Raw genomic sequence first — 19210 nt, 5'->3', positions numbered from 1 at the left:
GACAAGCCTATGAGTCTGAATATTGCCGATTACCCCACCCTGGCCCTGGCCAACCTGCCGGAAGAGCTGCGCAGCCTGCCCCAGGAACGTTTGCCGGCCCTGTGTGACGAGCTGAGATCCTATTTGCTGCACTCGGTCAGCCGCAGCAGCGGCCACCTGGCCTCGGGCCTGGGCGTAGTGGAGCTGACGGTGGCGCTGCACTATGTGTACAAGACCCCCTTCGACCGCCTGGTGTGGGACGTGGGCCATCAGGCCTACCCCCACAAGATCCTCACCGGCCGGCGCGAGCGCATGGGCAGCATTCGCCAGTATGAAGGCCTGCATCCCTTTCCCTGGCGGGAAGAAAGCGAATACGACACCCTGTCGGTGGGCCACTCCAGCACCAGCATAGGCGCGGCGCTGGGCATGGCCATTGCCGCCGACGAGGAAAAACAGCAACGCAAGGTGGTGGCGGTGATCGGCGACGGCGCCCTGACCGCCGGCATGGCCTTTGAGGCCCTGAACCACGCCGGCGATCTGCACAAAGACATGCTGGTGGTGCTGAACGACAACGAAATGTCCATTTCCGAGAACGTGGGCGCGCTCAACAACCACCTGGCCCGCATCATGTCCGGCTCGCTGTACAGCACCTTGCGCGAGGGCGGCAAAAAGGCGCTGGAAATATTGCCGCCGCTGAAGGAGCTGGCCCGGCGCACCGAAGAGCACCTGAAGGGCATGGTGGTGCCCGGCACCCTGTTCGAGGAATTCGGCTTTAACTACGTGGGCCCCATCGACGGCCACGACATCAATACCCTGGTGGACACCCTGCGCAACATGCGCAAGCTCAAGGGGCCCCAGTTCCTGCACGTGATGACCCGCAAGGGCAAGGGCTACCTGCCCGCCGAGCAAGACCCTATTGGCTACCACGGCGTGCCCAAATTCGATCCGGCCACCAACAGCCTGCCCAAAAGCGCCCCCGCCAGCCCCAGCTTTTCCGCCATTTTCGGCAACTGGCTGTGCGACATGGCCAAAGACTGCGACAAACTCATGGCCATTACCCCGGCCATGCGCGAAGGCTCGGGCCTGGTGCGTTTCTCCCGGGAGTTTCCCAAGCGCTACTTCGACGTGGCCATTGCCGAGCAGCACGCCGTGACCCTGGCGGCGGGCCTGGCCATTGAAGGCAAAAAGCCGATCGTTGCCATTTACTCCACCTTTTTGCAGCGGGCCTACGATCAGCTGATCCACGACGTGGCGCTGCAAAACCTGGACGTGCTGTTTGCCATCGACCGCGCCGGCATTGTGGGCGCCGACGGCCCCACTCACCAGGGCGCCTTTGACTTGAGCTTTATGCGCACCGTGCCCAACATGGTGATCATGACCCCGGCGGACGAAAACGAATGCCGGCAGATGCTCTACACCGGCTACCTGCACCAGGGCCCCGCCGCCGTGCGCTACCCTCGCGGCAGCGGTCGGGGGGCGGAGATCGACGCCACCATGACCGCACTGGACATCGGCAAGGGCCGGCGCCTGCGCCAGGGCAGCAAGATGGCCCTGCTGAACTTCGGCACCCTGCTGCCCGAGGCCGAAGCCGCCGCCGAGACCTTGAATGCCACCCTGGTGGACATGCGCTTTGTCAAACCCCTGGACGAAGCCCTGGTGCTGGCGCTGGCGGCCGAGCACGAGCTGCTGGTGACGGTGGAAGAAAACGCCATTATGGGCGGCGCCGGCTCGGCGGTAAACGAGTGCCTGATGCGCCATAAAAAGCCGGTGCCGGTGCTGAACCTGGGCTTGCCCGATTACTTTATTGAGCAGGGCAGCCAGCAACAGATTTGGGCCAAACTGGGCCTGGATGCCGCCGGCATCACCCAGGCGGTGCAGGACTACCAGGCCCGCTGAGTCGCTTTGGAACGCAGGCCCCGAGCAAATCACAAGGAAAATCCGATGTCTGAACGTCCGGTGTTACAGATTACCCAGCAGATCGATAACGAGCGCACCTGTGTGAATCACCTGCTGTTCCCGGCCGGTGGTGAAAGTCAGTGGCACCGCCATGAGCGTGATTACGTGATTGTGCCGATGCAGAACTGTGTACTGCACATCGACACCGGTGACGGCCCCAGGCCCGTTGAGATGCGGGCCGGCGAGTGCTATTACCGCCCGGTGGGGGTGGAGCACAATGTGCTGAACAACAGCGATGAAGACATTGTGCTGATTGAAGTGGAGATGAAATAAGCCCTTCATTGAGGTTGATCGCGGGCCGGCCAATGGCCTGCCCGCGATCTCTTCGTCCCGCTAAATCCTAGGCCCCCGTCACCAGCGTGATGGCGATGGTCGTCATCATCACCCCCACCACAAACTCCAGTACCTTCCAGGCCTGAGGCCGGCTAAACACCGGGGCCAGCATACGGGCGCCGTAACCCAGGCTGAAGAAAAACACCAGTGAGGCCGACATGGCCCCCAGGGCAAACAGCCCCTGGGCCGGATATTGAGTGGAAATGGAGCCCAGCAGCACCACCGTATCCAGATACACATGGGGGTTAAGCCAGGTAAAGGCCAGACAAATGGCCACGGTTTTCAGCACCGACTGCTGCGCATCCCCCGCCGCCGTCATGGCATGGGTGGTACTGAAAGCCGATTTGAAACTCAACAAGGCATACACCGCCAGAAAGGCCGCACCGCCATAACGGGCCACCGTTTCAATGGCCGGAAACTGCTTTACGATGGCGCCAAAGCCCGCCACACCCAGGGAAATCAGCAGCGCATCGGACAGGGCACACACCGCGCACACCACAAACACATGGTGACGTTTAATGCCCTGCTTGAGCACAAAGGCATTCTGCGAGCCAATGGCCAGGATCAGGGAAAAGCTGAGGGCAAAGCCGGAAAGAAAAGTAGACATGGGAGTGAGGATTATCTCCTGGTTATTTGATTGAAGCAGCAAGGTCGCCCGCGATCATACAAGGATCCGCTGCCGGAATGCTATGCCCTGTGCTCGGCCAGACCGAGGTGCTCACTCACATGGAGAACCACATGATTCGAGCGCAGCCCCTCGCTATGGCTTGTAGAGTTCGGATTTCCTTGCGATATAAACACCGTAACTGAAATACGCTTTGTATTTTTTATAAAGCTCGATTTCATGACGCTCTGCCTCAACGATGGCCCGAGCCTCTTCACTATTTCCATTCCGGCGCAGAAAGGCATCAAAGCGCTTGCGCATGGGCTCATAATAATTATCGAGCCAGCAATACTCTGGCAGCACAAAGTATCCGATGGGGGAATAACCACCATCCTCCAGCACCTTGATTTTTGCGGATGCCGTATCTATTTCGGGATATTCATGATTCCAATGATCTTGCAGCTCCGTAGGGCGAGAACTTGTCAGCCAAGTAATCTCCGAGACAACCAGCAACCCGCCAGGCTTCAAGTAGCGATTCCAGTCTGTAATACCCTTTTTAAAGCCCATGTTGTAAATGGCACCTTCAGACCAGATAACATCAAACTCCTCGTTGTTAAACGGGAGCTGTTCCATGGAGGCACAAAGAAGAGTGATTTTGTCCTCAACCCCGTCATTTTTCGCTCTGACGAGCAGGATATCTATAAAATTCTGAAGGAAGTCGACAGCCGTAATCTGTGCATTCAACAAGCGCGCCAACGTCAGCGTAGATGCCCCGGTGCCACAGCCAATATCGGCAACTTTTAATGGCGAATCTCGGTCGATGCCGGCAAGTTCAATCGCCTTTTCCGTTTCCGCATCGCCACCGGGCCCTTGGCGGTTGGCGCCCTTATGCAGATCCACAAGTAATTCCAGTTCGTCCACTATTGCTTCCTTCACTCTGTGTAGCCATAACGCCTCAAACACCGGCGCAGCTTTGCTGCGTCCGAGTGCTTTGACTTGTTAACCCTATGCCTTGATGTACCTATAATTGAATGGTGAAGCACTCTCATCTTCAAGCTTAATCACTCCATTCGCTCTTAGCTTTTGAAGGGCCAATTTAACTTTTTGCATGTCATCTTCGCCGCTAAGCTGGCGAACCAATTTGTTCCCTATTGATGTGCCGGGGTTATCTTCAAAGTACTGCATTACCACATCTTCAATTGAAGCAAGTTTTTGATGACGTATCGTAACTATAAAAGCGTTATCTTTTTCATCAAACTCTGGGTCAACAAGCCCAGCTCTCTTTAGCTCATTCTTTGCAGTATCCAACCCTTCCCCGATGTCATGATTTACCGGATTGGGTAAGTTGTGAAGCATTCTTACTAAGTTTGGATTTCTGGAAAAGCGCTCATCATAAAGGTTATCCAAGTTCATATAACCCGGGAGCTTTCCAGGACTTTGAATTTCGACCCGATTGTCGAATATCCTGACATGAATATCATCGTTCAGACTGTAGTCTCTATGAATTACGGCATTTACTAAAATCTCTTTGAGAGCTTCTGAAGGGTAAGAGAGCCGTACTAGCTTTCCATTGCCCTCGAACGATGCACCGTCAATATAATTAGAAACTTGGGAAATAACCTGATCTATTACCGCCTCAACAGGACCATTAATCGTAATCGGCATCTCGGCGAGCTGCTCTCGCTTATATTCTTTTTCAGTTGTTCGCAGTCTATACACCTTGACTGCGCAACGTGTTTCTAAAGTTGCTTGGGGTTCTTCATCAAAAAGAAGAACACATCCCACATTGGGAACTCTATCTGCGTCCTTCTTTGTAAGAAGCCGCTGCTTTCGTAGAAAGGCTTCTGGCTGCAAATGGGACTTAACACGGCGCATATAATTTAGAAGGTGATCGCTTTCTGTTATATCCTCAATTTCGACGTCGGCCAGCGGCTTCCGCTCATAAGGCTCAGCTCCTTTGGAATAGGCAAGCTGAGTTACCCTTTCACCCTTGATTTTTCTTTTAGAAGCATTAACCCTGATATAACAATCCCCCGAAGCTGTGTAATGAACTTTAGGACTTTTGGGTATCCCTATATGGAGAATCAGCCCTTTTTCTTCAACTTCAAGGAATTCGACGACCAAATTCTCAACTGCGGGGTTAGTTTCTTCAAGAAGAGTAGATATAACACCATTTGCCTCTTCTTGCTCTGAAAAACCAACAACTCTCTCTCCAGCCTCAGCTTTATCCTCAACCCCTATGAAAATATCGCCACCATCCGCATTAGCGAAAGCAACGAATGTTTCTTGTAACTTTGCAGGCGCAATTCTTTTGCTTTTCACATCATTGAAGTGGTCCTCGTTAAGATCAAGAATTGCTTGAATCTCGTCTTGGTCAATCTTTCTTACTTCCATGACATTCCCTATATCTGATTTTCGATAAATCGAACTGCGTGCTACCCAGTGGGTTAACGCTCGCTTAACCGGCGCAAAACTGCAGGCTAAAATTAGCGACGAAGGAGCGCAAGCCTGCTGTTTTACGTCCTTGGTTAAAGCGTTTGTTATGAGTTTTTCCCAACAACAGCCAATAACTTTCTCATTTCAAACAGAGCCAGCTTTTTAGAAGTACGAAGCTCACTAGCTAAATCCTCGCAAAGTGGATCAGATAACGACTGACTCATGATTTTACGGCCGATTTTAATTGCGGATAAAATATTCTCATCAAGTTCTTCTGGAATAAATATTCGAGTTTTATGATACTTAGAACGAAGTGCCCCTAAGAGATCCTGATAATCATTCCAATTGCTTCGGTTAATACCACTATTTACAAACCCCTCCAATTCCAAAAGTAATTCATATAATTCTGTGATTGCAGTAGCTTACTTTTCATACACCCAGCCAAATGATGCCTGAAATCTTACCTTTTCAATTTCAAGCTGATTTTGATGGTTCTTAATATCTTTTGTGAGAAGGTGAGTAACTAAGCTTCTAGATAAATAACCAAGAATACCTAGAACAAGAACATTTGAAACTATTGCTGTTGTTAAAACTTCAATCATGCATCCCTCTCTCATTGACTCATAACGCCGCGCTCACCGGCAATTTGAAGCGCAGCGTAAAATTGTCCGAGTGCAGCGCTTTGTTATAACTGCTATTGCGTGTTACTTCTTGGTTTACAGTACATCTTTGGTATTGTGCCAAGTGGGTCACTTCGCCCAATAAGCAATCTAAGGTCATTTTTACCATTATCAATTAGAAATTCAGGTGAAATAGGTAGACCTTTAAAATCCTCAATAGCAGCCCAAAGTAACTCCTCAGCTTCTACCGCAAAATCAGTTTCAATCTCCAAGTCATCTGATGCAGCAAGTTGTTTCCCTTTACCTGCATGTTTCAACGAATTGTAAGCTTGCTTATTGAACCTCATTGCTCCGCTAAATACATCTTTTCGCTCTTGCGGACTGAGTTCACGACCCAAGCCATATTCGCGTATTCGTATAACATTTATAGCTGATTTTTCATGGGCAGTTTGCTTCTGGCTTTCAGAAAGTAATGGGTTGGTAATACCTATAGATGCCCCAGCTAACAGTATTGACTGGATGTAATCCAAGTCACTTTTTGCCGTCTTAAATTTATTGATTGCTTCTTCTAACATGTCTGCAGCGATTAGTCTCTTGTCGTACTTTTGTTGCATATTCCGTCCTTGTAGTTATAACATTATAATAGTAAGCATGCTTATATTTCTCCCAGCACACTCGCTCACTTTTCACTTATAAACCATTGATAATAATAAAAGTATCACTCACCTGCGATATATACTGGTGAGCAAAAACACGCATGCGCACTATCAACGGCCGCTTGCGCGTTATCCACAACTGCTAGCCGTAACTGGTTCAGATCACAGCGTTTTTTTAGCCCAGTTTGCTGTATACGCGCACAGCCTGGAGATAATGCGCATCAGGCCGGAAAATCCGGCAATACACTGTATAACACAGCAGTGTTTGTCGTTGAGCACGCTACCGCCCGAGCGTTACAGGTCGCCTTTCCTGCTGCCGGCCAATTTAAAGCATCCATTCTGGCTGCAGTAGCAGTAAGTTTCAATTGTATCTGTGGTTTTTGTCGTTCTGGTGGCGAGTATTGAATAATGGCGGGGCCTGGGCTGCCCGCCTTCGCTGGGAATAACGTTCCTTCGCAGGAGCGACGCATGAAAGTGCGGGAGTAGCGGTAAACAGGCGGCTCGTAGCCCCACGAAGCAGCAGCGGGGATTGCCGCAGCTGACCGTCACATGCCAGGGAGGGCATGTGACGAGCGTCCCAAGGATGGGCTTGAAGCGTGTCAGCGGAGCGCAACCGCGCTGTTGCTTCGCGTTGCGTTCGCGGATTGTTCCGCCCATAAAAAAACCGCTGCCGAAGCAGCGGTTTTTATCAAAGTAAGCGGGGTTAACCGGAATTACTTCTTGGCTTCGGCAGCCTTGCGCTCTTTCACCTGGGCTACCACTTTCTCGGACACGTTGGCCGGGCAAGCAGCGTAGTGAGAGAATTCCATGGAGAACTGACCACGGCCAGAAGTCATGGTACGCAGAGAACCGATGTAACCGAACATTTCGGACAGGGGTACATCAGCCTTAACACGCACACCGGTCATGCCAGCAACTTGATCCTTGATCATGCCGCGACGACGGTTCAGGTCACCGATTACGTCACCCACGTGATCTTCCGGAGTGAACACGTCCACCTTCATGATCGGCTCGAGCAGTTGGGGCTGGGCCTTCGGCAGAGACTGACGGAAGGCGCCCTTGGCAGCGATTTCGAACGCGATGGCCGAGGAGTCAACAGCGTGGTAGGCACCGTCGGTCAGTTCGAACTCGATGTCCAGCACCGGGAAGCCGGCGATAGGACCAGTGCCCATCATGCTGGCAACACCCTTTTCGATGGCAGGCCAGAATTCCTTCGGTACGTTACCACCCACTACGGAAGACTTGAACACCAGACCGGTGTTGGCTTCGCCCGGACGGATGATGTAGTCGATCTTACCGTACTGACCGGAACCACCAGACTGCTTCTTGTGGGTGTAGCTGTCTTCCACCTGAGCGGTGATGGTTTCGCGGTAGGCTACCTGCGGCTCACCAACGATCAGCTCAACGCCGTAGGTACGCTTCAGGATGTCTACCTTGATGTCCAGGTGCAGTTCGCCCATGCCTTTCAGAATGGTTTCACCGGAGTCTTCGTCGGTTTCAACGCGGAAAGACGGATCTTCGGCAACCATTTTACCGATGGCCACGCCCATCTTCTCGGAACCGTTCTTGTCCTTCGGAGCAACGGCGATGGAGATTACCGGCTCGGGGAACACCATGGCTTCCAGGGTGCAGGGGTGCTTCACGTCACACAGGGTGTGACCGGTCTGCACGTTCTTCATGCCGATGATGGCGATGATGTCACCTGCCTGGGCAGATTCCAGTTCGCTGCGCTGGTCGGCGTGCATTTCTACCATGCGGCCCACGCGCTCGGTCTTGCCGGTGGCGCTGTTCAGGATGGTGTCACCCTTCTTGATGCGGCCGGAGTAGATACGTACGAAGGTCAGGGCGCCGAAACGGTCGTCCATGATCTTGAACGCCAGCGCCTTCAGCGGGGCATCGGCGTCAACGATGGCGAACTCGCCGGTCTCGTTGCCTTCTTCGTCGGTCAGCGGCTGCGGATCAACTTCGGTCGGGCTCGGCAGGTATTCGTTCACGGCGTCCAGCACCAGCTGCATGCCCTTGTTCTTGAACGCGGAACCACAGTAGGCCGGGAACAGAGCCATGGTGCGGGTACCCTTGCGGATGCAGCGCTTGATGTCTTCAATGGAGGGCTCTTCACCTTCCATGTAGGCTTCCATCAGGTCGTCGTCTTGTTCAACGGCGCTTTCTACCAGCATTTCGCGGTATTCTTCAACCTGATCAACCATGTCGGCCGGTACGTCTTCGATGGTGTAGTTCTCGGGGTCACCGGACTCGTCCCAGATGTAGGCCTTGCGGGTCAGCAGGTCAACCACACCCTTGAACTCGTCTTCACGGCCGATGGGCAGTACCATCACTACCGGGTTGGCGGCCAGCACGTCGCGGGTTTGCTGAACCACGCGCAGGAAGTCGGCGCCCAGACGGTCCAGCTTGTTCACGAAGATGATACGGGCAACACCGGATTCGTTGGCATAGCGCCAGTTGGTTTCGGACTGGGGCTCAACGCCGCCGGAACCACAGAATACGCCGATACCGCCGTCCAGTACTTTCAGGGAGCGGTACACTTCAACGGTGAAGTCAACGTGTCCGGGAGTGTCGATAACGTTGAAACGGTGACCTTTCCAGAAGCAGCTTACGGCCGCGGACTGGATGGTAATACCACGCTCGGCTTCCTGCTCCATGAAGTCGGTGGTGGACTCACCGTCGTGGGTCTCGCCCGCCTTGTGGATTTTACCGGTCAGCTTGAGGATACGTTCGGTAGTGGTGGTCTTGCCCGCGTCAACGTGAGCAAAAATACCGATGTTTCTGTAATGTGATAAATCAGACATGATGCAACTTTATATGGTTGATTAAAGAAGTAGACGGAGCATGCGAAGAGTACCAGCACACCGCACCTCAGATTTTGAGGCGCACATTATGCAGTAGAACCCTGCCGCGCGCAAATGGCCCGGCCGGGTTTGCGTGTAATTTTTGTGCAATCCCAGTTCCACGCCACAGCCCCCTATTTGCAACGCCCGGCCTTGCCGGACTCGCGCCTTTGACTACGGCTTGCGGCCAGGCCGTTATACTCAAATGCCGCCGTTGGCCACCTTGTAGTATACCCAGCCGAACAGGCCGGCAAAGATTAACACGGTCAGCAACACCTTGAGCCAGATATATTTCACGCTTGTCTCCTGTGGGCTCAATGAAACCCTGTCTTTCGACGCCAGATTGTGGCACCGGTAACGGCGTTATTCCAGCCCCAGCAGGGCCGCCAGCACAAAAATGGCCACCACCACCAGCGCCGACATCGCCGCCGCGTAGCCCAGGTTCCAGCGCATGATGCGAAACGAGTCCAGCCCGTAACGGCCCTGAAACGCCAGGTTAATGCCGGAGAGCGGCCCGGTGGGCGTGCCCACCGCCCAGGACGACAGAAACACCAGCGCCAGCAGGGTGTGATTGGGCGCCAGCGGCATTAACAGCGCCCCCGCCAGCGAGATGCAGATAATGGGGTGAATGCCGAGCAGCGACAGTGCCACCGTGGCCAGGTAGGTGACGCTGGCTTCCAGGGCGCCAAACTGTGCCAGCGGCAGGCTGCCACCCAGGCTGGCAAACAGGGTTTCAAGCCCGTAGCCCAGCACCCCGGCGGCCAGGAACAGCGCCAGCTCGTTGCCCATTTGCGGCAGCCGGTCACGGCTCAGCCCGCCCACCGACCCCAGCAACGGTTGGCGCTTCAACACCAGCATCAGCAGGGTCAGCGCCGGCGCCAGCAGGGTGATCACCGCCAGAATGGACAGCCCGGGCTGCCACTGGTGCAGCGCCAGCACCGCCGCCGCCAGCAGGCCCGGCAACAACAGGCCGCCGGCATGCAGCGGATAACCGGTAAAGTCGTTTACCGGGGCCTTGCCCTCACCGGGTTGCTGGCGGCTCAGCTGCCACCAGGTCAGCAGCAGGCCACAGAGCGCCAGCGGCATGCTCACCAGCCAGAGGGTGACCAGCCGGGCCTCGGGCGCCACGCTCAGGGATACCGCCATGGCGGCAAAAAACGGCGACCAGAAGGCGGCGGCGGTAAAGCCCCGGATCAGCACCAGGGCCTGCTCCCGGGTGACCTTGCCGCGCCGGGCCAGGCGGTCGCCGATAATAAACACCGACGACAGATTGATCACCGAGCCAAACAGATGCACCGCCGCCAGGGTGGAGGCCAGCGCCCGCCGGCCCCTGGGGGCGCGCTCGTCGTCCTCGGTGTGCGGCCGGCTGACCAGGCTTAAAAAGCTCACCGCCACCAGCATGGACAATAGCCCACTATTGCCGGCCACCAGCCGCTGCGGGTCAATCTCGGTGCCCTGCCCTGCGCTCCAGGCCAGGCAGCCAGCGCCCACCAGCAGCAACACCAGCGCCTGAGTGCGGTTGCGTTTGGCCAGCCCCGGCCACAGCAAGGCCGCCGCGCACCAGTACGCCAGCCCCACCCAGTGGGTTGCCAGCGGCGCTCCCAGCAGGCCAGCGGCCATCATCCCCATGGCCGCGAGGATCAGGCCGCCGGCCAGTTGCCGGCGCAAAACAAGGGGAAACAGCGAACACAGGGTGGCGAGCAAGGCGGGCTCCGCAGTCATGTTGAATAGAGGCGAAGATCATAACCGGTGGCGCCGCGTAAACAAGGCCATCACTTCCACGAAGGCGGGAATCCAGAACATGATGCAGAATACTGACGACAGCACGGTGTCTGCAAAGGCCCATGGCCCCCCGCCTGCGCGGGGGTGACAGATGAGCCCCCTACCCTCGGGTTTTCACCAGCCAGTACGACACCCCAAGGGCGATGGTGACCAGCGCCAGACCGATGATTTGCTCCGCACTGACCAGCTTGAGATCCAGCACTATCACCTTTCGGGCCACCGCCATCAGCGCCGTGGCCAGCACCAGTTGCACCGGGATCACGCTGGTGCCCAGATACAGCCGAATATTGATAAAGATTTCCACCGCAATCAGCACCGCCATAAAGGCACCAAAGGTCTGCAAAATATCTTCCAGGTTCAGCAGCAGAAAAGGCGGAGTCTGCAACCGCTCATAAAGCACGTACACCACATCGAGAATGCTCCAGAAGATGACCAGCACCATCAGCACGGCCAGAAACTTGATGGCAACACGAATGGCCTTGTGCAGAAACCGAAGCAGAGGGTCGGAATGATCGGCGGGAATTTCGTCGTGTTTCATGCACGGCTCCGAATTGCGCTGAACTACGGCAAGTGTAGTTCAGCGCCGGGCTGCACATGGCCCCCCGCCTTCGCGGGGGTGACATATGCTGAAAGTTTGCGGGGAGACGGTTTTTGTGGGCCTTTCGGGATAACGAATATTAAGGTTTTTAGCCCTTGTAGATCTTGGGGTTGAACACATCCCGCAGCCAGTCGCCGAGCAGATTGATCACCAGCACCAGCACCACCAGGTAAATGCCGGGAAAGGCGGTGATCCACCAGGAGCCGGAGAAGATGTAGCTGAAGCCCATACTGATCAGCGACCCCAGCGAAGGCTTGTCCACCGGCATGCCGAGCCCGAGAAAGGACAGCGCCGCCTCGCTCATGATGGCGTTGGCCACCTGCACCGTGGAGATCACCAGTATCGGCGACAGGCAATTGGGGAGAATATGGCGGAACATGATGCGCAGGGATCTGAAGCCCATCACCCGCGCCGCTTCCACGTATTCCTTTTTCTTTTCCGCCAGCACGGTGGCGCGAATGGTGCGGGCGTATTGCGGCCATTCGGCCAGGCCGATGATCACCACCAGCATCAGCACTGCATACTGGGCGTAAAAATCGGCGCCCAGGGTGGCCTGAAACACCGCCGACACAATGATCGCCACCATCATGGTGGAGAATGACAACTGCACGTCGGCAATGCGCATCAGCAGGTTGTCGATGCGCCCGCCGAAATAGCCGGCACTCAGCCCCACCACTATGCCGATAACCAGCTGCAGCGCCACCGCTCCCAGGCCGATGATCAGCGACACGCGGGAGCCATACAGAATGGTGCTGAAAATGTCCCGGCCCTGCACGTCGGTGCCAAGCCAGAAGCGCTCGTCCCCCATCTCCAGCCAGCTCGGCGGCAGCTCGGAGTCGAGAATGTCGATGGTTGCCAAATCGTAAGGGTTGTGGGGCGCAATCAGCGGCGACAGAAAGGCCGCCGCCGCCAGCGCCACAAACACCGCAAAGCTGACCATGGCGACCTTGTCGCGCAGAAAGTGGTAGAGAAAGTCCGACTGGCGAAAACGGGCCCAACGCCCCTGAGAAAGTTCGCTACTCATGTGTTTATCCCTTTGCAGCCAGGTTGACGGTGGGATTCACCAGGCCGTAGATCAGGTCGACAATGGTGTTGGTCACCACGAAGATAAAGCCCACGAAAATCACGTAAGTGGTAATGAGCGGCGTGTCCACCCGGGTGATCGCCTCCAGGAACAGCAGGCCGATGCCCGGCCACTGAAACACGGTTTCGGTGAGAATGGTGTAGGCCACCATGGTGCCTATCTGCACGCCGCCCACGGTGATCAACGGCAGCAGGGTGTTTTTCAGCGCATGCACAAACCAGATGCGGTATTTGCCCAGGCCCTTGGCCCAGGCAAACTTGACGTATTCGGCACTGAGCTGCTCCAGCATTTCCGAGCGCACCAGGCGAATGAACAGCGGCAGCATGATGGACGACAGCGCAATACTCGGCAAAATCAGGTTGCGAAAGCCCTGCCAGTTGAACAGCCCCGACTCCCAGCCGAGCGGGCTGGTGAGCTCGCCCCGGCCATAGGCGGGCAGCCAGCCGAGCTCGATGGAAAACACGTACATCAGCAAAATGGCGGTGAGGAACACCGGCACCGAAATGCCCACTATGCTGACGCCCATGATCACCTTGGACAGCACGGCCCGGGGCTTGATGGCCGAATACACCCCCAGGGGAATGCTCAGGCCCACAATGATCAGGCTGGCGCAAAATACCAGCTCCAGGGTGGCCGGCAGCTTTTCAAAAATCACCTCCAGGGTGGGCTGCTTGAAGAAATAGGAGGTGCCAAAGTCGCCCTGCAGCGCATTGCCCACAAAACGGCCGTATTTCACCAGAAAGGGATCGTTCAGGCCCAGCTGGTCGCGCATCTGCTGGCGCACTTCTTCCGACACCGACTGCCCCACCAGCTCGCGCAGCGGGTCACCCAGGTTGTCCTGAATGGAGAAGGCCACCAGGCTGATAACAAACATTACCACCAGGGCCTGAAACACCCGTTTAAGCAGAAAAGTAAACATCTTTGAATTCCAATTGCGGGATTGGGGACTGGGGATCAGGGACTGGAACGAGGGCTAGTCCCCAGTCCCAAGTCCCAAGTCTCTGATCCCGGTTTTATTCCCTGCTCCCGGTCTTATTCTTCGACGACCAGGTCACCCAGATAGGGGAAGTCCATGGCGTTGACGATGGCTTCGGCCTGCACGTTGTCGCGGGCGCCCCAGGCCAGGTTCTGCCAGTGCAGGGGCACAAAGGCGGCGTCGTCGTAGAGGATTTTTTCCGCCTGCTGCAGCATGGCTTCACGCTTGGCGCCATCGGTTTCCACGTTGGCGTCTTCGATCAGCTTGTCCAGCTCGGGGTTGGAATAATGGCCGCAGTTATACTGGCCCCGGCCGGTTTCCTCGTTGCGGGTCATGGTCAGGAATTCCGAGAAATTGGCGGTGTCTTCGGTGTCGGAGTGCCAGCCGATCATCAGCATGTCGGCGGCGCACTTGTCGAACTCCGGCCAGTACTGGGCCACCGGCATGGTCTTGAGATCCACGTCGATATTGATGCGCGCCAGCATGGCCTTGACCGCCTCGGCAATACGGTAGTCGTTCACATAGCGGTTGTTGGGGGCGATCATGCTGACCTTGAAGCCGTCCTGATAGCCGGCCTCGGCCATCAGCGCCTTGGCCTTGTCCAGATCAAACAACGGCACCAGCTCCGGGTTGTGCCCCACATAGCCGGCGGGCGCCTGCTGGCCGGCGGTGGTGGCGAAGCCGCGCATGATGCGCTGGACGATGCCTTCCTGGTTGATGGCATAGTTCACCGCCTGGCGGACGCGCACATCACGGAATGGCTCAAAACGGTCCTGATTGAGCTGGAAGGTAATAATGCGAGTGCCCGGCTCGGTGATCAGTTTCACGCCGCTGGCCGACTCCACCCGCTTGTGATCGTTGGGCGACACCGGCTTGATAAAGTCCACGTCACCGGCCAGCAGCGCCGCTACCCGCGTCGCGTCTTCCTTAATCGGCACCAGGGTCATGTTGTCCACGTTGCCGGGTGACGTTTTGTCCCAGTAATCGGCGTTGCGCTCATATTCCACCTTCACGCCCTGCTGGCGGAACTTGAGCTTGAATGGCCCGGTGCCCGAAGGGTTGGTGGAGGCAAAAGAGCTGCCGTGCTTGACCACTTCGCCCTTGTCCTTGCCGTCGGCGGTGGTGCCGCTGTAGAACTGGCTGTCCATCGGAAACAGGTAGGTGACGGTATTCAGCACCAGCGGAAAGGGCCCCTTGGTCACCAGATCCACGGTGTGATCGTCCACCTTTCTGGCCTCGGCAAAGGGCTCGAAAATGGCCTTGAAGTCGGGGGAGGTTTTCAGCCGGTTAAAGGTCCACACCACGTCGTCGGCGGTAAAGTCGTTGCCGCTGTGAAACTTCACCCCCTGGCGCAGATGAAAGCGCATGGTGTTGTCATCCACCCGCTCCCATTTTTCGGCCAGCCGAGGCTCAAATTTAAAGTCCCTGGTCCAGCGCACCAGGGGATCGAATACCAGGTGGGACATTTCCAGGGTGGCGCCCGACAACTGCTCGTGAGGATCCATCGACACCGGATCGGCATCATAGGCAATGGTGATGTCGGCGGCCTGCACACTGAAGGCAAAACCGGCGGCCACCAGCGCAGCGGCTATTCTGTTGAGTCCTTTTTTCATGTCGCACTCCATTTACAGGGTTAAAGTAGGCCGTCAGGCCTGTTCCGAAATATCCAGCCCTTCCCGGGACATGCCCCTGAACTCGGGCATCAGGGAAATCAGCGAACGGCTGTAGGGATCCGCGGCGTTGGTAAAGAGTTGCTCGGTGGGCGCCACCTCCACCAGGGTGCCTTTTTTCATTACCCCGATGCGATCGCACATCTGCCGGATCACCGGCAGATCGTGGCTGATAAACAGCATGGTGAGTTTCAGCTCGTCCTGCAGATCCTTGAGCAGGTTGAGGATCTGTGCCTGCACCGACACGTCCAGCGCCGAGGTGGGCTCATCGCAGATCAGCAGCCTCGGCCGGGTGGCCAGGGCCCGGGCAATGGAAATGCGCTGGCGCTGACCGCCGGAAAACTCGTGGGGAAACTTCACCCCGGCGGCCCGGCCCAGGCCCACGTAGTCGAGCAAGTCGGCCACGATGCCGCGAATTTGCCCCTCGCTTGCGGCCAGGCCATGAAAACGGATGGGCTCGGCGATAATGTCTGCCACCCGCATGCGCGGATTGAGGGAGGAATAGGGGTTCTGAAACACCATCTGCATCTGCCGGCGCAGGGGGCGGCGCTCCTGCTCGGTTCTGATGGCGGTGAGCTCAATGCCCTCAAACCAGATTTTGCCGGTATCGGGCGGATAGAGGCCAGTAATGGCCCGGGCAATGGTGGACTTGCCGGAGCCCGACTCCCCCACCAGGCCAAAGGTTTCGCCTTCAAAAATCTCAAAGCTCACATCATTGGTGGCCTGCAGGTACTCCCGGCGGGACGGAAAAATCGAGTCCTTGGTGACAAAGCGCAGGTTGCAGTGCTCCACCCTGAGCAGGGCGCCGTCGTAGGCCCGCTGATCCTGGCTCTGGCCCAGCCAGTGATGTTTCAGATCCAGGCTAACCTTCTCTTTGGCATCCTCGATATAGGACACCAGCGGAAAGCGGCGCAGCTTGATGTCGGAGCGGGGCACGGCGGAGATCAGGCTTTTGGTATAGGCATGCTCCGGGCGGCCCAGCACTTGCTCGGTGGGGCCGATTTCCATCAGCCGGCCCCGATACATAACCGCCACCCGATCGGTGACGTTCGACACCACTCCCATGTCGTGGGTCACCAGCATGCAGCCGACGTTGCGCTCCTTGCACAGGCTGCGAATGAGGGTGAGGATCTGATCCTGAATCGACACATCCAGCGCCGTGGTGGGCTCGTCGGCAATGATCAGCTCAGGATCGCAAGACAGCGCAATGGCGATCACCACCCGCTGGCGCATGCCGCCGGAAAACTGGTGTGGATATTGTTTGATGCGCAGCTCCGGCTGGGCAATGCCCACGGCGTCGAGCAGGGCAATGGCCTTGTTACGGGCCGCCTCCCGGCCGAGCCCGGTGTTGGCCAGCAGGGTTTCCACCATCTGAAATTCCACGGTAAACAGCGGGTTCAGCGAGGTCATGGGATCCTGAAAAATAAAGCCGATGCGCTTGCCCCGCACCGCGCTCATGGCGGCGGAGGGCTGCCCGGAGATTTTCTCCCCATCCAGCCAGACATCGCCGCGGGCAATGCGCCCGGGCGGGCTGAGCAGATCGATAACGGCGTTGCCGATGGTAGACTTGCCGGCGCCGGACTCCCCGACCACGCCCAGTATTTCGCCCTTTTCGATGCTGAAGGAGAGATCTTCCACCGCGGCCATCACGCCATGGCGGGACGGATATTCAATCCGCAGATTTTTAACTTCCAGTAACGACATGCTCATCCTTAAACGCGGGTTCATCCCTTGTTGCCTGCCGGCGGCCGAGATTCAGAAGTGCCCTTTACTATAGCTTCAATCGGCAACAAGCCACCCGGCCCAAATGCAACAAAAAAATAACATTTCGGTGCATTCTAATCTGGTTACGGGGGAAAGATAAAGATTGATATGACGGATCAACATCAAATTTACAGAGGATTTATTTGGTTTTGAAAAACAATGCAGAGCTTGTGACTAAGTCGTCATGCATAGGCAGGCAATAAACATGAGCAAAGAAGCCAGGGGAATACACGCCAAGACCGTTATTCCCACGAAAGTGAGAATCCAGAAACCCGGCGCCGGCTGTTAACCCGTGTGGGCCACACGTACCCCCCGCCTTCGCGGGGGGGAGGTAGTTTGAAGGCCTTCGCGGAAGTGACGTAGTTGGAAGGCCTTCACCTGGGTGACCCCTTGAAGGCCTTCACGGGGTGGCAGATAAATTAGAAGTACAGCGCCAGGCCCTGCAGGCAGGCTAGGGCAAAGAGGCCGGCAATAACATCGTCGAGCATAATGCCAAAACCGCCGTGCACCCGGCGGTCGAACCAGCCGATGGGCCAGGGCTTGACCATGTCAAAAAAACGGAACAACACAAAACCCGTGGCAAGCCACTGCCAGCCCGCCGGCGCCGCCACCATGGTGACCCCAAAGCCGATAAACTCGTCCCATACGATGGCGCCGTGATCGTGCCGGCCAATGGCGGCGGTGGCGGCGTTGCAGATTTTAATGCCGGCCACAAAGCCCACCAGCAGCAGCACCCCATACAGCCACAGCGGCAAGTCGGCTATCAGCAGATAGAACGGAATGGCCGCCAGAGTACCCATGGTGCCGGGCATGATGGGGCTTAAGCCAGAGCCAAAGCCCAGGGCCAACAGGTGCAACGGGTTGGACAGCTTCAGTGCGGCAAGCTCCGGCTTTCTCATTCGCCGCTCCGGAAATGATCCCAGCTTCTGGCGGCCAGCTGATAGGGCTTGCCGTCCGCATGCAGCTCAACGCCGGGCTCGCCGGCCACCATGCGGCCGATGCGGGTGAATTTAACGCCGCAATGGGCCAGCGCGGTTTCCAGCTGGCCCCGGTGTACCTCGGGCACAGTAAAGCACAGCTCGTAGTCGTCACCGCCGGTCAGCGCCAGTTGCCAGGCCCGCTCCAGCTCAACAGTGTCGGTCATGGCCTGGCTCAGGGGCAGCTGCTCCAGTTCCAGCACGGCACGCACGTTGGAGGCGGTGGTAATGTGGCCCAGATCCCCGAGCAGGCCATCGGACAAGTCCAGGGCACTGGAGGCAATGTCGCGCAGGGCCTGCCCCGCCAGAATGCGCGGGTGGGGGTGCTCAAACTTGGTGCGCACAAAGTCCTGATGGGATTCACCGACCTGAATATGACCCAGTTGCTGCTGCAGGCCCAGGGCCGCATCCCCCAGGGTGCCGGTGACGTAAATACCGTCGCCGGCCCTGGCGCCGTTGCGGCGCAGGCCCTTGCCTTCCGGCAGGGTGCCGTGCACGGTCACGGTGATCGACAGCGGTCCTTTGGTCATGTCGCCCCCCACCAGGGCCACGTTGTAATATTCCGCCAGTTCAAAGAAACCTTCGCAAAAGCCCTTAAGCCAGGCTTCATCAACCTGCGGCAACGTCAGCGCCAGCGACACCCAGCAGGGATCGGCGCCCATGGCCGCCAGATCCGACAGGTTAACCGCCAGGGCTCGGTGACCCAGCGCCACCGGATCCATACCGGCAAAAAAATGAACGTCTGCCACCAGGGTGTCGGTGCTGACCGCCAGCCAGGTATTGGGCGGCATCTGCAGCAGGGCGCAGTCGTCGCCCGGGCCCATGATCACGTCCTTGCGACCACTGTGACCGGTAAAATATTGTTTTATTATTTCAAATTCATTCATAGAAAATGAAAAGCCAGCGTCAGCTGGCTTTTTTCCCGTGCA

At 56.9% G+C, this 19210-nt stretch carries 17 protein-coding genes; 2 read left to right on the top strand and 15 right to left on the bottom strand.

Annotated features, from left to right (window positions below; genetic code table 11):
- Window positions 1-9 precede the first annotated feature (9 nt).
- Window positions 10-1875, top strand: coding sequence for a 1-deoxy-D-xylulose-5-phosphate synthase (gene dxs / locus GU3_RS06120; protein WP_014291657.1), 1866 nt, complete (start codon window positions 10-12; stop codon window positions 1873-1875).
- A 45-nt stretch (window positions 1876-1920) separates the two neighbouring features.
- Complete coding sequence (locus GU3_RS06115; RefSeq protein ID WP_014291656.1) at window positions 1921-2208, top strand: cupin domain-containing protein; 288 nt, start codon at window positions 1921-1923, stop codon at window positions 2206-2208.
- A 67-nt stretch (window positions 2209-2275) separates the two neighbouring features.
- Here GU3_RS06115 and GU3_RS06110 read toward each other — a convergent pair whose 3' ends face one another.
- From GU3_RS06110 to thiL, 15 genes are all read right to left on the bottom strand, one after another.
- On the bottom strand, window positions 2276-2875 hold the full coding sequence (locus GU3_RS06110; RefSeq protein WP_014291655.1) for a LysE/ArgO family amino acid transporter: 600 nt from the start codon (window positions 2873-2875) through the stop codon (window positions 2276-2278).
- A gap of 153 nt (window positions 2876-3028) precedes the next feature.
- Window positions 3029-3793: a class I SAM-dependent methyltransferase gene (locus tag GU3_RS06105; protein WP_014291654.1), complete on the bottom strand. Its 765-nt coding sequence runs from the start codon at window positions 3791-3793 to the stop codon at window positions 3029-3031.
- Window positions 3794-3877: 84 nt separating this feature from the next.
- Entirely contained in the window at window positions 3878-5266 is a 1389-nt protein-coding gene (locus GU3_RS06100) for an RNA-binding domain-containing protein (RefSeq protein WP_014291653.1), read from the bottom strand.
- 146 nt (window positions 5267-5412) lie between these two features.
- A complete protein-coding gene (locus tag GU3_RS17025; RefSeq protein WP_148265856.1) occupies window positions 5413-5697 on the bottom strand; it encodes a hypothetical protein in 285 nt (94 codons plus the stop codon).
- 33 nt (window positions 5698-5730) lie between these two features.
- Window positions 5731-5910: a hypothetical protein gene (locus tag GU3_RS17020; RefSeq protein ID WP_148265855.1), complete on the bottom strand. Its 180-nt coding sequence runs from the start codon at window positions 5908-5910 to the stop codon at window positions 5731-5733.
- A gap of 92 nt (window positions 5911-6002) precedes the next feature.
- Window positions 6003-6542 carry a hypothetical protein gene (locus GU3_RS17015; protein ID WP_148265854.1) on the bottom strand — a complete coding sequence of 180 codons (540 nt, stop codon included), beginning with the start codon at window positions 6540-6542 and terminating at the stop codon, window positions 6003-6005.
- A 755-nt stretch (window positions 6543-7297) separates the two neighbouring features.
- Window positions 7298-9391, bottom strand: coding sequence for an elongation factor G (gene fusA / locus GU3_RS06095; RefSeq protein WP_014291652.1), 2094 nt, complete (start codon window positions 9389-9391; stop codon window positions 7298-7300).
- 402 nt (window positions 9392-9793) lie between these two features.
- Window positions 9794-11134 (bottom strand): hypothetical protein, encoded by a 1341-nt coding sequence (locus tag GU3_RS06090; protein WP_014291651.1) that lies wholly within the window; start codon window positions 11132-11134, stop codon window positions 9794-9796.
- A 178-nt stretch (window positions 11135-11312) separates the two neighbouring features.
- Entirely contained in the window at window positions 11313-11750 is a 438-nt protein-coding gene (locus tag GU3_RS06085) for a phosphate-starvation-inducible PsiE family protein (protein WP_014291650.1), read from the bottom strand.
- Between the two features lie 148 nt (window positions 11751-11898).
- The gene (locus GU3_RS06080; RefSeq protein WP_014291649.1) at window positions 11899-12834 is read right to left on the bottom strand and encodes an ABC transporter permease; all 936 of its coding nucleotides are present in this window, start codon (window positions 12832-12834) and stop codon (window positions 11899-11901) included.
- Between the two features lie 4 nt (window positions 12835-12838).
- The gene (locus GU3_RS06075; protein WP_014291648.1) at window positions 12839-13813 is read right to left on the bottom strand and encodes an ABC transporter permease; all 975 of its coding nucleotides are present in this window, start codon (window positions 13811-13813) and stop codon (window positions 12839-12841) included.
- A 113-nt stretch (window positions 13814-13926) separates the two neighbouring features.
- On the bottom strand, window positions 13927-15483 hold the full coding sequence (locus GU3_RS06070) for an ABC transporter substrate-binding protein (RefSeq protein WP_014291647.1): 1557 nt from the start codon (window positions 15481-15483) through the stop codon (window positions 13927-13929).
- Window positions 15484-15516: 33 nt separating this feature from the next.
- Window positions 15517-17244 carry an ABC transporter ATP-binding protein gene (locus GU3_RS06065; protein ID WP_014291646.1) on the bottom strand — a complete coding sequence of 576 codons (1728 nt, stop codon included), beginning with the start codon at window positions 17242-17244 and terminating at the stop codon, window positions 15517-15519.
- A gap of 479 nt (window positions 17245-17723) precedes the next feature.
- Window positions 17724-18203, bottom strand: coding sequence for a phosphatidylglycerophosphatase A (locus tag GU3_RS06060; RefSeq protein ID WP_014291645.1), 480 nt, complete (start codon window positions 18201-18203; stop codon window positions 17724-17726).
- A complete protein-coding gene (thiL, locus tag GU3_RS06055) occupies window positions 18200-19168 on the bottom strand; it encodes a thiamine-phosphate kinase (protein ID WP_041542977.1) in 969 nt (322 codons plus the stop codon). Before thiL ends, GU3_RS06060 begins: the two co-directional genes overlap by 4 nt.
- Between the last annotated feature and the right edge of the window lie 42 nt (window positions 19169-19210).

Origin of the sequence: Oceanimonas sp. GK1, from assembly GCF_000243075.1 — a bacterium.
Taxonomy (GTDB): domain Bacteria; phylum Pseudomonadota; class Gammaproteobacteria; order Enterobacterales; family Aeromonadaceae; genus Oceanimonas.
Note: the sequence above shows the minus strand (reverse complement) of the source record. Positions and strands in the feature narration are given on the sequence as shown.

Excerpts from the sequence above, each read along its gene's own strand:
- dxs (WP_014291657.1), top strand. The coding sequence starts at position 10 with ATGAGTCTGAATATTGCCGATTACCCCACCCTGGCCCTGGCCAACCTG.
- GU3_RS06115 (WP_014291656.1), top strand. The coding sequence starts at position 1,921 with ATGTCTGAACGTCCGGTGTTACAGATTACCCAGCAGATCGATAACGAG.
- GU3_RS06110 (WP_014291655.1), bottom strand. The coding sequence starts at position 2,875 with ATGTCTACTTTTCTTTCCGGCTTTGCCCTCAGCTTTTCCCTGATCCTG.
- GU3_RS06100 (WP_014291653.1), bottom strand. The coding sequence starts at position 5,266 with ATGGAAGTAAGAAAGATTGACCAAGACGAGATTCAAGCAATTCTTGAT.
- GU3_RS17020 (WP_148265855.1), bottom strand. The coding sequence starts at position 5,910 with ATGATTGAAGTTTTAACAACAGCAATAGTTTCAAATGTTCTTGTTCTA.
- GU3_RS17015 (WP_148265854.1), bottom strand. The coding sequence starts at position 6,542 with ATGCAACAAAAGTACGACAAGAGACTAATCGCTGCAGACATGTTAGAA.
- fusA (WP_014291652.1), bottom strand. The coding sequence starts at position 9,391 with ATGTCTGATTTATCACATTACAGAAACATCGGTATTTTTGCTCACGTT.
- GU3_RS06085 (WP_014291650.1), bottom strand. The coding sequence starts at position 11,750 with ATGAAACACGACGAAATTCCCGCCGATCATTCCGACCCTCTGCTTCGG.
- GU3_RS06080 (WP_014291649.1), bottom strand. The coding sequence starts at position 12,834 with ATGAGTAGCGAACTTTCTCAGGGGCGTTGGGCCCGTTTTCGCCAGTCG.
- GU3_RS06075 (WP_014291648.1), bottom strand. The coding sequence starts at position 13,813 with ATGTTTACTTTTCTGCTTAAACGGGTGTTTCAGGCCCTGGTGGTAATG.
- GU3_RS06070 (WP_014291647.1), bottom strand. The coding sequence starts at position 15,483 with ATGAAAAAAGGACTCAACAGAATAGCCGCTGCGCTGGTGGCCGCCGGT.
- GU3_RS06065 (WP_014291646.1), bottom strand. The coding sequence starts at position 17,244 with ATGTCGTTACTGGAAGTTAAAAATCTGCGGATTGAATATCCGTCCCGC.
- GU3_RS06060 (WP_014291645.1), bottom strand. The coding sequence starts at position 18,203 with ATGAGAAAGCCGGAGCTTGCCGCACTGAAGCTGTCCAACCCGTTGCAC.
- thiL (WP_041542977.1), bottom strand. The coding sequence starts at position 19,168 with ATGAATGAATTTGAAATAATAAAACAATATTTTACCGGTCACAGTGGT.